This window comes from Rufibacter roseolus (assembly GCF_017916365.1).
Lineage (GTDB): Bacteria > Bacteroidota > Bacteroidia > Cytophagales > Hymenobacteraceae > Nibribacter > Nibribacter roseolus.
Map to the genome: position 1 here is coordinate 190,545 of NZ_JAFMSU010000001.1, position 13,650 is coordinate 204,194.

Consider the following 13,650-nt stretch of genomic DNA (forward strand, 5'->3'; position numbering starts at 1 on the left):
ATGTCGTCAACGCCTGATAAGAAGTTCCGGAAAACCATTTCGGCACTTTGGCTGTTTTTTGCCGGAGGATTCGTGTTCTTCCTGCTGTACGTTTTTGCAGTTAGCATCAACTTCCTGAATCTCTTTGGCGATCTACCAGACCTGAAAACCCTGGAAAACCCCAAAAGCGAACTGGCTTCTGAAGTTTACTCAGAAGACGGCCAGCTTTTAGGCAAGTACTTCCGTGAGAACCGCTCTCCCGTTACTTATGAGCAACTGCCCAAGACCCTTGTAGACGCCTTGATCGCCACTGAGGACATCCGGTTTGAGGAACATTCCGGCATTGACTTCAAGGGTACGCTGGCGGTTCCTTACTATAAACTCACCGGCAAACAGGACCGCGGCTCCAGTACCCTAACCCAGCAGTTGGCCCGTAACCTCTTCCGTACCCGTGATGACCTAAACAACGGCCTGCTCTCTGATGTGCCCGGTCTCCGCATGCTCATCATCAAAACGAAGGAATGGATCATGTCCATCAAACTGGAGCGCTCTTACACCAAGAAAGAGATCCTGATGATGTACCTGAACACCGTGGACTTCGGGAGCAACGCTTACGGGATCAAGGTAGCCGCCAAGACCTTCTTCAACAAAGACCCGCAGCAGCTTACCCTGGAAGAAAGCGCCACCCTGGTGGGCGTACTGAAAGGACCTTCCTTCTACAGCCCGGTGCTGCGCCCAGAGCGTTCCCTGAGCCGCCGCAATACGGTGCTGGACCAGATGCTCAAGTACAACTACATTGACGAGCCTACTTACGCCAAGACTACCGCCAAACCCATCAAGCTGGACTTCAACGTGGAGAACCAGAACAAAGGTCTGGCGCCTTACTTCCGGACCGAGATAGGAAAGTGGCTGGCCCAATGGTGCCGTGATAACGGTTACGACCTGTATTCAGACGGCCTTAAAATCTACACCACCATTGACTCCCGCATGCAGAAGCACGCTGAGGCAGCCCTAGAGCAGCACATGAAAACCATGCAGAAGGAGTTCTTCCAGCAATGGAAAGGCCGCAATCCGTGGGTAAATGACCAGGGGAAAGAAATCAAAGGCTTCCTGATGGAGCGTATGAAAGGAACCGCCCGCTACAAGAGCCTGGTGGAACAGTACGGTAGCAACGAGGACTCTATCAAATACCACCTGTACCACAAAGTTCCTATGCGCATCTTCTCCTGGAAAGGGGAACGCGACACCATCATGAGCCCGATGGACTCTCTGCGCTACTACAAGCATTACCTGCAGGCTGGCTTCATGGCCATGGACCCGCTTACCGGCAAGGTGAAAGCATGGGTAGGAGGAACCAACTTCAAATATTTCAAATACGACCACGTGAAGCAGGGTGCCCGCCAGCCAGGCTCTACCTTCAAGCCTTTTGTGTACACCACCGCTCTGGAGAGAGGCTACTCTCCTTGCTATACCGTAGTAGATGCCCCGGTGACCATCATTAACCCCGATGGCAAGCCCTGGACGCCTAAAAACAGTGAAGGTACTTACTCTGGCAGGAGTATGACCTTGCGCACAGCGCTGGCACTCTCTGTTAACAGCATCACTACTTACCTCATGAAGAAACTCGGCCCTGAGGAAGTAGTGGCTACGGCGAAGCGCCTGGGAATTACTACGCCGCTTGACCCGGTACCTTCTCTGGCCCTTGGTTCCAGTGACGTAACGCTGTATGACATGGTAGGTGCTTACGGTACCTTCGTGAACAAAGGCACCTGGACCCAACCTCAGTACCTGGTGCGGATTGAAGACAAAAACGGAACGGTACTGCATGAGTTTGCGCCAAAGACCTTGGAAGCACTCAGCGAAGAAACGGCTTACCTCATGGTGCACATGCTGAAAGGCTCCACCGAAACCCGCGGCGGTACGGCCTATTATGGCTTGCGTCACCGTTACGGGCTGAAAAATGAAATTGGGGCTAAAACCGGAACTACCTCCAACTACTCAGATGCCTGGTTTATGGGAATCACCCCTGATCTGGCTGCTGGGGTTTGGGTTGGTGGCGAGGACCGCAGTATTCACTTCCGGAGTGCCGCTTACGGGCAGGGGAATAAGCTGGCCATGCCTATCTACGCCCTCTTCATGCAGAAAGTGTACGCCGATAAGTCACTGAATGTCTCCAAGGGCGCTTTCCCTAAACCATCGCAACCGCTTTCCACCAATATTAATTGCGGGGGCAGCACTTTTGTACCTGTTGTGCAAGATTCCGTAAAACAAGAGCAAACCCTTACTTTACCGCAGAAAGTAGAGGAGGATGGGTTTTAAGTTTTAGACCAGAATGGCTGTGGAGGAATCATTAAAAGAGCAACTTAAACACTTGCCCCATCGCCCGGGCATCTACAAGTACTATGATGACAAGGGCATTATCTACGTAGGCAAGGCCATAGATATCCGCAAGCGGGTAAGTTCTTATTTTAACCGGTCTACGCAGCACAACAAGAAAACCCTCAAGCTTATATCGCAGATTAAGCGAATTGAGTTCACCATTGTAGACAGTGAGGCTGATGCTTTCTTGCTGGAGAACAACCTCATCAAGCAGCATCAGCCCAAATACAACATCCTGCTCAAGGACGGGAAAACCTATCCTTACCTATGCATCACCAATGAGCGGTTTCCGCGCGTTTTAAGTACCCGTAACAAACTCAACGACGGTTCTCGCTATTTCGGCCCCTACCCCAGCGTGACCAGCATGTACGTACTGCTGGAGATGATCCGGTCACTTTATCCGCTGCGTACCTGCAGTTACAACCTAAGTCCGGCTAATATTGAAGCGGGTAAGTTCAAGGTGTGCCTGGAGTACCACATCGGCAACTGCAAAGGTCCCTGCGAAGGGCTCTACAGCGAAGAGGAGTACAACCAGCATATCCAGCAGATTAGGAATATCCTCTCTGGAAACCTGACGGTAGCCAAGAACTACTTCAAAGAAGCCATGTCTGCCGCCGCCGCCGATTACCAGTACGAGCTGGCGCACCAATACAAACAGAAGCTTGATGTGCTGGATGATTTTCAGGCCAAGTCAACGGTGGTAAGCCACACGCTCACCAACATTGATGTCTTCACCATCACCTCCAATGAGAAATGCGCCTTCATTAACTACCTGAGGGTGATGAACGGCTCCATTATTGGTACCCAATCCTTGGAACTGCAGAAGAAACTGGAAGAGACCGATCAGGATATCCTTGCTTCCATGATCATGCAGCTGCGGTCAGATTTTGAGAGCACGTCCAGGGAGATCCTGGTGAACATTGATGATCTTGTTTTACCGCTGGAAGGCATCACCATCGCCGTTCCCCAGATCGGTGACAAACGGAAGCTGCTGAATCTTTCTCTAAAGAATGCCCTGTACCTGCGGAAAGAAAAGGAAAGCATGCAGGATAAGGCCAAAGACAGCAACGAGGTACGTATTATGGAGACCATGAAGCGCGACCTACGCCTCACCGAGCTACCCAAGCATATTGAGTGTTTCGATAACTCTAACTTCCAGGGTGATAATCCGGTGGCCTCCATGGTATGCTTCCGGAACGCGAAGCCTTCTAAGAAAGACTACCGTCACTTCCACATCAAGACCGTGGTAGGTCCAGATGATTTCGCGTCTATGTATGAGGTAGTGACCCGCCGCTACCGCCGCCTCATAGATGAAGGATCATCCCTGCCCCAACTCATTATTATAGACGGGGGTAAAGGGCAGCTTGGCATGGCGGTAAAAGCCTTAAAGGATTTGGGCATCTATGGGCAGGTAGCCATTGTTAGTATTGCTAAACGTTTGGAGGAGATTTTCTATCCTGGAGACACGCTGCCCCTGTACATTGACAAGAAGTCTGAGACCCTAAAGCTCATCCAGCGCCTCCGGAATGAGGCCCACCGCTTTGGGATCACCTTCCACCGCTCGCTACGCGATGCAGGCACCTTACAAACCGAGCTCACCAAGATCAAGGGTTTGGGCCCTGCCACTGCTGAGAAACTTCTGACCAAGTTTAAATCGGTGAAGAAAATTGCCGAGCTCTCCCTGCAGGAATTAGAAAGCGAAGTGGGCAAAAGCAAAGCCCGTCTACTTCTGGATTATTTCGCGCAGACTCAAAACAAGTAAGCGTTTAAGGCCTGTTTTCCTGATAATGGCTTCAAAACAAGAGGTGTTTTACTGTTGAAGCTCTTGATTTGGGTAAAATCTCTCTAAGGCTATTTCTGTTTAAAAGCTACTTTCACGAAATCAGCCTTAAAACCTTTTCAGAGAATATTCATCTATTACCATTTCCTACAGAACTGTAGGGGTAATCCCTTGTGGTTGCCCTTTTCCACATTCCACTTCTTCTATCCATCGGGAGCGTTCCTGTATATTACTGCCTGTCTGCCCTGAACTTGTATTATCTGCCTTTCCAAATAACCCGGCTGCCATTGTTGCGTGTTCTCATCAACAATCTGGAAAGTGGTAGCATGTGCAAGGGCAACCACTAGCGATTGCCCCTACTTCTTATTTGGGCTAATTGAATTTTAAAGGGTTCATTGGCCTTAGTTTAGGATACCTCCTAGTGATGTTTACTATATAAACCCAGAAGAATGGGCGTAAAAAAAGGAGACCGTTTCTGGCCTCCTTTTTTTTAATCTATGCTTAAAGCTACTAGTAGCTCCACAAGCTGTATTCAAACTCAATGAGTTCTTCCATGGCTTGCTGGGCAGCTAATAAGCCTTTCTTACCAGCTCCGTACTGCTCTTCCAGACGGGCATCGTTTACGTTAGATACCTTGGTAATGTAAGAGCTGAACAACCATAAGTCAAAGGCATCAGCCAGGTTCTTATGCTGGGCATCATTCTGGGCGTTGAACCAGAGAGCTTCGTCTGGGTGCGCTCTGAACACTCTTGCCAGGTCACTGTACTTGAAAGAAGCAATTGGTTTCTCAAAGCCAAGGCTGTTGTATTTGGCTGGCATCACTAAAGTGATCGCCTGGATATCATGATAAAGTCTTGAACGCTTTTTATCGAATATCACATCTTCCTTGATCTCAAGTTTGTAAAGCTCATTAGGAAGAAGCTCATTACCAGTGGTTACGGCAACTGCTGGGGCTGGTGTAGCACCGGCTTTGCCCTTAGCTGGCGTAGTGGCTTTCTTTTTAGGAGCAGGAGTTCCCCAACCGTCATCCTCGGCGGCAGCCGGAGTGTCAAAACCAGCCGCTTTCTCAGCTTCGGTCAAACCACCGCCTGTTTCATTTGGAGTCATGTTGGTAAACATTTCCTGCGCAGTAATGGGCGTGTTCAAGGTATCTGAACGGTAAGCCTGCAATTCACCTCTCTTAACGGCTTCCGTAATCAGTTTGGTGATTTGCTTTCCGTTAGAGAACATTGGGTTATTTTGCTTCTCGCGCAAGTCAACTGCTCTCCAAACGGTTTTCTTGAACATTACATCAGACGGAGGAATTGGTCTGGCCGAGGCTGGAGCAGCCAAAGAGCTGTCCATTCTGGCCTGCATCATTTCCGCTTGCTTCTGCATCTCTTGCTGGCGAGCTAACTCTTCCTGACGCGCCTTTTCAGCCGCAGCCGCAGCGGCTGCATTTTGCTGGGCTCTCTGCGCAGAAGTAGTTGACTTCTTAGTAGTACGCTTTTGCGCCATACTAACAACCGGCATGCTAAGCAAACCCGCTAAACCCAACACAATTAACTTCTTCATGGTACTATAATTAACTACTAGTTAAGCTGAAAAGTGAAACTTGAGTTATCAGAAGGAACAACTTCCTGCTGATCACGATAGTTCATTCTACGTATTTCTTTTACGTCAACGGCAATCCGGTCACCTGGACGGGCCTGGGCAGCTAAGTTTCCTAAGCTTACAGTTGGACCGCTTCCTTGCACCTGGCCAACCGGACGGCTACCACGCACCAAGTAAACAGTATACTGGGTTACTCTGTAACGAGCGTCCTTAGGCAACTGGTTCTTAAAGCTTTCATCCGGAACGGCTTGTACAGTTAACGTACGTGGCCCAGGTGCAGACATTCCTCTTACTGGATCTATAGGACGACCATTAGCAGTAGCCACTACTCTTGGTCTTGGTACCAGTTTCACTGTGAAGTCCTGTGATCCGATGGCGTTTCCGCCGCTGCTCACATTCAGTTTCACTTGTCTTGAAGTAGGGATGATAGTCAGGAATCCTTTTTTGGCACCTTTCACCACCGTAGCTCCAGAAGCAGAGAAAGAAGGATCATACGTAGCACCCAAAGCAGGTACCTGTACGCTTAGCTCGTTTCCGCAGTTGAAGTACAGTGAGTTGATAGAGGCAGACTGAATCTGCATCACTGGCTTAGCCACTACGTAGTCCTGGGTTACAGTGAACGTGGTATCACGGCCGCTGGCCTGACGGAAACGCACCTGGCCTCTCCATTGCTTTTTCGCATTACCTTCAGCATCATAGTTACCAGCAGTAGCGGTAAATTCAATCTTACCCTTTCCGCCCTGTACCGGAATAGATCTTCCGTCAACAGACATTGTAGGGGTAACGGCATCTGAAGAAGCTGCCAGGAACATTTCTGCTCTGTATTTGGTACCAGCGGCTACCGTCTTAGACTCGGCACTGGCCATTGCAAAGATGTTCTCAAACTTGATGATGTCTGCACCTACCTGCTGGGCAAGTTTAGACAGCGTTTCTGCTTCGTATTTCAGAACCTCAGATTCTTTCTGAGCCAAAGTTGCCAAAGCGGCTACCATTGGAGTCTCTTCAAAGTTCAGCTGCGCAAAGTTCTTTTTACGCTGGTCTTTGTTTTGAGCAACCCGTGGGTCTTCCGAACCATTCATGGCCAGTTTGGCAGGAACTCCAGGATTGTACTTGCGCAGGAAAGCCGCATAGTTGTTCAGCTGCTGCTCCAGTTCATATCCTCTTCCTTTTTTCAAACCGCCAATCATGACTTCGTTCACCACCTCATTGGCTTCTGGGTTGATGTAGTTTCCTTCTGCATCTTTCCCGCCGGTCTCTTTTTCTAATTGGTCACGCAGGCTACGGATATAAGCCACCATTTCAGCACTTTTCGCGCTTACTTCCTGAGCTTGCTCCACTACCTGTTTGTCTTTTGCTGTACTAGCTCCTTCAGCCACTGCTGCCTGGATACCTTTTACGGCTCCTTTGTTGTCGTTCACCGTTTTACGGTTCACTTCCATTAAGCTGGCATCAATGAATTGGAACTTTAAAAGTATTGCAGAGCTAACGTTCAATGCCAACAGCGCAGTCAAAACGAGATACATCATCCCGATCATCTTTTGCCGTGGCGTCTCTTTTCCTCCAGCCATATTGTCCTTAAGTGTTTACTTTATATTATATCTTAAAATTTATAGAGGAATGGCAGAGATTATCCTCTCATGGCATTTAGCATGTTGCCATACACATTGTTCAAAGAGTGCAGGTTCTTGGTTAAGTTCGTAACCTCATCTTTGAATTGCTCAGTTTCACGGCTAGCCTGGGTAAGGTTCTCCATAGCGTTGGTGATGCTGCCGTAGAACTTGTTGATAGATTTCAGGTGGTTATTAGCATCCTGAAGTTCCATCTCATACACTGCGTTCAAGGCACCCAGGTTTTTAGTTACCTGTTGAACCTGAGCATGGTAAGCCTGGGTATCTGCGGTAGCAGTAGCCATCTGAGACACCACTTGCAGGGTAGTACCGTAAGCTTCGTTGATTTTATCTAATGAACCAGTAGCCGTTCTCACGCGGGCAGCATACTCTTTAGTAGCCACAGTTGCATCTGTAAGATCAGAGATTTGGGAAGTAGTCTCGCTTAAACGGTTCAGGCCTTGGCCTAAAGAACTGATAGTAGCTGGCGTTACGTTAGCGTCGCGCAGCATTTTGTCTAAATCACCGGTGATAGACGGACCAGCAGCAGTAGTTTGCACAGTTGGAAGCGGACCATCATAGTCATCGCGCAACTGAGGGTAAACACGCTCCCACTCCGGCTCATGCGGTGGGTTAGGCTGGAAAGCACTCAGGAAGAAAATGATGGCTTCGGTACCCAAACCAACTATAAGCATTTCATTAGCTCCATCTAAGTGGAGGATTTTGAATAACGCTCCAACAATTACTACTGCTGCACCAATACCATAGATTTTTGGCATCACCTTATCGAAGAAGAAGTTGCCTCTAGCTTTACTCATTTTTTGAAGGATTTAGATTGTACGTATTTGGGTTCAAAAATTATAAAATATAGCACTTAATAGAAAGCTCCGGAAGACTACCTTCCCAGATCAAAATCTGATGAACGGCCGATGTAGATCATCGCGCTGCGGAAACCGATGAATGAACGGGCTGAATCTTGGTATTCAAAGTTACGAACACCTGTTTCCAGGAAGTGAGCGATGTCTTTCCAAGAACCTCCACGTACAATCTTGCGTGGCTCATTGTCATCGTAGTAAGTTGGGTTCAAGTCCCAAACCACTGGCACAGTAGCCTCAGAATAAGCATCTTCGCACCACTCAGCTACGTTACCTGACATATCATATAAACCGAAATCGTTAGGATAATATTGTCCTACTGGTGCAGTATATGTAAACCCATCGCTGTAGTAGTCACCACGGCCTGGTTTGAAGTTGGCCAGCATACAGCCTTTGGCGTTACGCAGGTAAGGCCCACCCCAAGGATAAGTAGCCAGATCACGGCCACCGCGGGCAGCGTACTCCCACTCAGCCTCAGAAGGTAAACGGAAGCTAGGCATTGGCGCCATGCCGCTCTCTACGTTGTAGTTGTTTTTGTGCTTGGTTCTCCAGTTGTTGAAGTACTTGGCTGCAAACCAGTCTACCCCTACTACCGGGAAATCATCAAACGCCGGGTGAGAGAAGTAATACTCCATCAATGGGTCACCCATGTGGTAAGTAAAGTCTTTTACCCAAACTGTAGTATCCGGATAAAGCTGGGTCATTACAAACTCTTCGCCAAGAATGTCCAGTGAGTCCTGGCGGATAGCATCCACGAACTGACGGTACTCATTGTTGGTGATTTCTGTCTCATCCATGTAGAAACCACCAATGGTTACCTGCTTGTTCATGTTAGACATACTGGCAGCAATGTCTTGGTCGGTCTGTCCCATATGAAAAGTACCACCCGGGCAGGCCACCATTCCGTAAGGAATCTCCTGTGGATTGAATTCAGGGCGATCTTCTGCCCCGATCACATCTCCCTGCGAATCTCTACCCATACCACAACCTGCCATTAAGACTACGCTCAGAGCAATGGCAGAAAACTGTAAAAACTTAATCATATTCTTGGACTTGAAAAAAGTAGCGTTTCCGCTAAGCAGTTATAATTTTTAAGATAGCAACTATATGTCCTGATTTAAAAAACAAAACTAGTGTTTTTTCTTGAAGATCAATAAGCTAACGAGGCAAAGAAAATAATATTTTATTCCGTTAACAATTACCTTATCGTTAGCGATATACCCATTACCTAAAAGTAAGTATTTAAAAGAAGTAGCGGGGGGTTCTAATAGGGGGCTTTGTATTATTCTTAGGCTTTGGAAGTCTGTACCCCAACATCACCTCGTGCGAGGTGGCACTCTTGGCATCAGTGCCTACGGCGGTATAATCAAAAGCGTACCCAAAGCTAAGCGCGTTGTCTTTTAACAGATAAACCCCTAACATTCCGGTAATGGCTTCGCCAAATCTGTAGCCGGCACCACCCCAGAATTTATCATTGAAAGTTGCTCTTGCGCCAGCCTCCAGAGAGTTGATACCGGCATTCATATCCCGCTTTAGCAAGACTGTAGGTGTAACGTCTATAGCGCTTGAAAGTTCCAACTCGTAGCCCCCAGTCACCATGAGGTGTTTTTCACCCGTCACTTCGCCAAGATTTCCATCCCTTGCCTGGTTCTCAAATTGGTAAGCTGCACCTAACAAGTTAGTGATACCCGCCCCTGCATACCAGTTCTCATGCTGAAACCACAAACCAGCGCCCATATCGAATTTACGGTCAGAACTATTGAAGGGCACCCGCACATCTCCCAGATCATTGGCCCGGTAACCTCCTTTACTCATATTGGTCAGGCCACCTTGTACGCCAATACCCAGTATGCCACCGCCTAAAGACAGATGATAAGAATAAGACAGTTGTGCATTGAAAATATCCACTGCCCCAATTTCGTCTTTCATCACTACCAATCCTATACCACTTTTTAAGGCAGTAAGAGGTGCTGAGATAGTGAACAAGGCTGTTTTGGGAGAACCACCGGCATCAAAGGAGCCATTATAACCCAACCATTGGTACCTGTACAGTACATTCATTTCTGTCTGGCCCTTTACCCCTGCGTATCCTGGACTAATAAATTGCCCGTTGAACCCATAATGGCTAAACTGCGGCAATTGTTGAGCCTGCACCAGGAAAGAAGACAGGAATCCTACCAGAAAAATCAGAAAACCAGGTTTGCGCATCATGTAAAGCATTGAAATACCCTCGGGCACCAAGAGTCGGTTGGCAAAAGCTACCAAATTATCTATTAACTACCAAAGCTAATCTTAATTTTAGAGCCCTAGCCATGCTACGCACAAACCAAAGAAAAGTAACAGTTATTTTACTTTTTCTTAGAATGCTGTTGGATATAAACCTCAATGGCTCCGGTCATGGAAGGCGCATTTGGCATGGGAGCCTCAATGTCCAACTCAAGACCGGCATCTCTCACCGCCTGGGCAGTGGTTGGCCCGAAAGCTGCGATCCGGGTACCATCCTGTACAAAGTCCGGGAAATTAGTAAACAGTGAGTGCACGCCTGAGGGGCTGAAGAAAGCGATACAGTCATATTTCACCTCGGCTAGGTCAGACAAATCCGACGCCACTGTTTTGTACATGGTTGCCTCGGTAAAGTTGAAACCGTTGGCACGCATAAACTCCGGAATGTCTTCCTTCCTGATATTAGAGCAAGGATACAGGAATTTTTCGTTCTTATGCTTTTTAAGGACATCAAACAGGTCAGAAGCAGTCTTACCTCCAATAAACAACTTACGCTTACGGAGAACGATGTATTTCTGCAGATAGTACGCAGTCTGGTCAGAGATGCAGAAATACTTCATTTCTGCCGGTACCTCTATCTTTCCTTCAGCACAGATTCTGAAGAAATGGTCCACCGCATTCCGGCTGGTGAAAATAACCGCAGTATGATCCAGTATAGAGACTTTATCTTTCCTGAAGTCCTTGTAGGAAACAGGCTCAATTTCAATAAAGGCCCTAAAATCAACCTTGATCCCGTATTTCTCAGCAATGCTCAAATACGGAGAATTATCATTTGCCGGCTTTGGCTGTGTGACCAGAATACTAGAAATTTTCTTTGAATGTCTATCAGCACCCAGCTCTTCTTTACCGTCAGCCATGTTTAGAAGGTAGTTTAACAACTTTTAATCTAAAATCTACAATAATCCCAGTCTGCCAGAAGCTTACACAAAAACGATAAGTTTTAGCAAAATCATCAGTGGAATCACCTCAGTGGCGCAAAGGTAGGAAAATAAATGTAGATTTTTAAGGGAATATTTTTTACTAACCGTATGAAAAGTCCTTACCACGGTAAATACCAGAAGCGCCGTAATGCTCACGTTGGCAATCCAATAAACTACCTGAGGCTTGGAGGACCAAAGCCCCAAATAGAGGAGCAAAACAAAGGGCAGAAACAACCCCATTCCTAACAAGGTCCGCAGGAACTCCCGGTACTGCGACAGCACCATTTCACCTACTCCAAAGATAAAGCCCATCAGCCGCAGAAACAGGTACTTGAACAGCACAAACAGAAAAATCATAAGGGAATACAGCAGAATCTTGGAGATAAGGTCTGCCTGGGTGGCGGTGAACAGTTGGTTCAGCAAAGCCAGATCTTCCAGATTGGTATGGATGGCGACAATGAGCAGGGCGAAAGACAGCGCGAAAGCCAGCACGAAAAGGATACTGGACCAGTTCCCGATAGGCTTGGCCAGCAACCCCTCTTCCAGGGTAGAGAGTTTGGTAAAACTGCTCCACCTGAAAATACTGGCGAAATCTGAGTAGAAGGTCATCCGCAAGGCTCCATAGATAAGCCCCACCACCACCATGAAAAAGATCAGGGCACTGCGGTGCGAATCTGGCTGTTTGGGAATGGGTCTAAACGCCGCAACCGCCTTGGAGTTGATAGAGGTGATAGGTTGCTGCGGCACCTTGAAGGAAGGATAGTTTGGCTGCTGGTCAGGGTGCCAGACAGACAGCAGGTACTTCTTCCCGGGTTTCATAAACGGCGAGAGGTCTATGGTATAGCGGGCCGTAGAATCTGCCACAAAGACCAGCCGGTTATCCAGAAAGAGACAAAGTTCCTCCCGGGCAGCAAACTCAATCTTAGGGTTGGTGAACTTATCAAGGGTGACCCATTGGTATAGCGCCTGCCGCTCCTCATGGAACTCAGGCAGGTACGGCACCAGCTTATTCTGCTTGACTTTGAAGATAAGCCAGTCTGAGGACAGCAAGGGCTTTAAGGTCTCAGATTGCCCCCAGGCAACCCCACACCACAAGCAAAACCCCAGAACCAATCCCCAGAAACGCATGTATCAGACGCTTGACGCTCTTTTTGTAGTATACTGCCCCAGCACAAAACTCAGCACCACCGAGAAGCCCAGAAGGCAAAGCAACAGGATCAGGTTACCCCAATGGGAGAAGCTAAACACAAACAAAATCACCAGAATGTTCAGGAGCGCCAGAATCAGCACGGTAGACACCTGGCTAAAACCCATGGCCAGAACACGGTGGTGGATGTGGTTCTTGTCCGGCGCAAACGGTGACACGCCCTTCAGAATACGTATAAGGGAAACCCTCACCGTATCAAACAAGGGCACAAAAAGCACGCCCAAAGCTACGGTAGGGGCAGAAGGCACCGCCCGCATCTCAATGAACTGAATGGCCATGATAGACACCACAAACCCACAGAGCAGCGAACCCGTGTCGCCCATGAAGATCCTGGCCTTGTAGAAGTTATACCGCAGGAAGCCCAGCAACCCACCAATAAGGCAAACTGCCACACCGGCATAGTTGGAATAGGCTTCTATGTGGGCAAACCAGAAAAAGAACCCAAAAGTGGAGACCACAATGGTCACAATGGTTCCAGCCAGACCGTCCAGACCATCAATCAGGTTAATGGCATTGGTGATTCCCACAATCGTGAAGAAAGTGAACCCGTAGCTCAGCCCCTCGGGCAACTCATGGATGTTGAAAATACCCTGGAAGCTGGTAATTCTAATATTGGCAATAAACATGACTACCCCGGTAGCCAGCACCTGCATAAAGAATTTTTTAAAGGCCGAGATGGAGACCAAATCGTCTTTTAACCCGCCGAAGAAAAGGATAATGCAACCAGCCAGCACCTGCTGCACCCCATTAGACAGATCCCCGAAGATGGTCAGCGCCGACATGAAACCGGCAAACACCCCCAATCCACCCAGCCTAGGCGTAAGAGACACGTGCACTGTCCGCTTGTTAGGCTGGTCCAGGATATTCTTCAAATGCGCCACATACACAATGGACGGAATAGCAAACAGGGTGATAAAGAAAGACCAGCTAAAGGAAAGTAGGTATGTAAAAAATTTCATGCCATGTCTAAGGTAAAAATATACTTGGGGCCAGGCTATTCTCTCGTCCGGCAGAGATTCATTGGAAA

General features: G+C 48.1%; 10 protein-coding genes. 2 read left to right on the forward strand and 8 right to left on the reverse strand.

Translation table 11 applies throughout. The features are described 5' to 3' along the window. Both J3P35_RS00820 and uvrC read left to right on the forward strand, forming a co-directional pair. The gene (locus J3P35_RS00820) at window positions 1–2,298 is read left to right on the forward strand and encodes a penicillin-binding protein 1A (protein WP_210462153.1); all 2,298 of its coding nucleotides are present in this window, start codon (window positions 1–3) and stop codon (window positions 2,296–2,298) included. Window positions 2,299–2,311: 13 nt separating this feature from the next. Further along, a complete protein-coding gene (uvrC, locus tag J3P35_RS00825) occupies window positions 2,312–4,120 on the forward strand; it encodes an excinuclease ABC subunit UvrC (RefSeq protein WP_210462155.1) in 1,809 nt (602 codons plus the stop codon). A 528-nt stretch (window positions 4,121–4,648) separates the two neighbouring features. Here the strand turns inward: uvrC and porN are convergent. The 8 genes from porN to J3P35_RS00865 all read right to left on the reverse strand — a co-directional run bounded on the left by porN (window position 4,649) and on the right by J3P35_RS00865 (window position 13,582). Then, entirely contained in the window at window positions 4,649–5,692 is a 1,044-nt protein-coding gene (gene porN / locus J3P35_RS00830; RefSeq protein ID WP_246849893.1) for a type IX secretion system ring subunit PorN/GldN, read from the reverse strand. Window positions 5,693–5,709: 17 nt separating this feature from the next. Next, window positions 5,710–7,299, reverse strand: a complete 1,590-nt coding sequence (gene porM, locus J3P35_RS00835) for a type IX secretion system motor protein PorM/GldM (protein WP_210462156.1) — start codon at window positions 7,297–7,299, stop codon at window positions 5,710–5,712. Window positions 7,300–7,358: 59 nt separating this feature from the next. Next, window positions 7,359–8,156 carry a type IX secretion system motor protein PorL/GldL gene (gene porL, locus J3P35_RS00840; protein ID WP_210462158.1) on the reverse strand — a complete coding sequence of 266 codons (798 nt, stop codon included), beginning with the start codon at window positions 8,154–8,156 and terminating at the stop codon, window positions 7,359–7,361. Window positions 8,157–8,233: 77 nt separating this feature from the next. Then, window positions 8,234–9,256, reverse strand: coding sequence for a T9SS ring complex lipoprotein PorK/GldK (gene porK / locus J3P35_RS00845; RefSeq protein WP_123128441.1), 1,023 nt, complete (start codon window positions 9,254–9,256; stop codon window positions 8,234–8,236). Window positions 9,257–9,455: 199 nt separating this feature from the next. Further along, window positions 9,456–10,424 (reverse strand): PorP/SprF family type IX secretion system membrane protein, encoded by a 969-nt coding sequence (locus tag J3P35_RS00850; RefSeq protein WP_246849894.1) that lies wholly within the window; start codon window positions 10,422–10,424, stop codon window positions 9,456–9,458. A 137-nt stretch (window positions 10,425–10,561) separates the two neighbouring features. Continuing rightward, on the reverse strand, window positions 10,562–11,353 hold the full coding sequence (locus J3P35_RS00855) for a uroporphyrinogen-III synthase (RefSeq protein WP_210462160.1): 792 nt from the start codon (window positions 11,351–11,353) through the stop codon (window positions 10,562–10,564). A gap of 63 nt (window positions 11,354–11,416) precedes the next feature. Continuing rightward, window positions 11,417–12,466 (reverse strand): DUF4271 domain-containing protein, encoded by a 1,050-nt coding sequence (locus J3P35_RS00860; protein ID WP_210462162.1) that lies wholly within the window; start codon window positions 12,464–12,466, stop codon window positions 11,417–11,419. Window positions 12,467–12,547: 81 nt separating this feature from the next. Next, window positions 12,548–13,582: an MraY family glycosyltransferase gene (locus tag J3P35_RS00865; protein WP_210462164.1), complete on the reverse strand. Its 1,035-nt coding sequence runs from the start codon at window positions 13,580–13,582 to the stop codon at window positions 12,548–12,550. Window positions 13,583–13,650: the final 68 nt, after the last annotated feature.

Excerpts from the sequence above, each read along its gene's own strand:
- J3P35_RS00820 (WP_210462153.1), top strand. The coding sequence starts at position 1 with ATGTCGTCAACGCCTGATAAGAAGTTCCGGAAAACCATTTCGGCACTT.
- uvrC (WP_210462155.1), top strand. The coding sequence starts at position 2,312 with ATGGCTGTGGAGGAATCATTAAAAGAGCAACTTAAACACTTGCCCCAT.
- porN (WP_246849893.1), bottom strand. The coding sequence starts at position 5,692 with ATGAAGAAGTTAATTGTGTTGGGTTTAGCGGGTTTGCTTAGCATGCCG.
- porM (WP_210462156.1), bottom strand. The coding sequence starts at position 7,299 with ATGGCTGGAGGAAAAGAGACGCCACGGCAAAAGATGATCGGGATGATG.
- porL (WP_210462158.1), bottom strand. The coding sequence starts at position 8,156 with ATGAGTAAAGCTAGAGGCAACTTCTTCTTCGATAAGGTGATGCCAAAA.
- porK (WP_123128441.1), bottom strand. The coding sequence starts at position 9,256 with ATGATTAAGTTTTTACAGTTTTCTGCCATTGCTCTGAGCGTAGTCTTA.
- J3P35_RS00850 (WP_246849894.1), bottom strand. The coding sequence starts at position 10,424 with ATGATGCGCAAACCTGGTTTTCTGATTTTTCTGGTAGGATTCCTGTCT.
- J3P35_RS00855 (WP_210462160.1), bottom strand. The coding sequence starts at position 11,353 with ATGGCTGACGGTAAAGAAGAGCTGGGTGCTGATAGACATTCAAAGAAA.
- J3P35_RS00865 (WP_210462164.1), bottom strand. The coding sequence starts at position 13,582 with ATGAAATTTTTTACATACCTACTTTCCTTTAGCTGGTCTTTCTTTATC.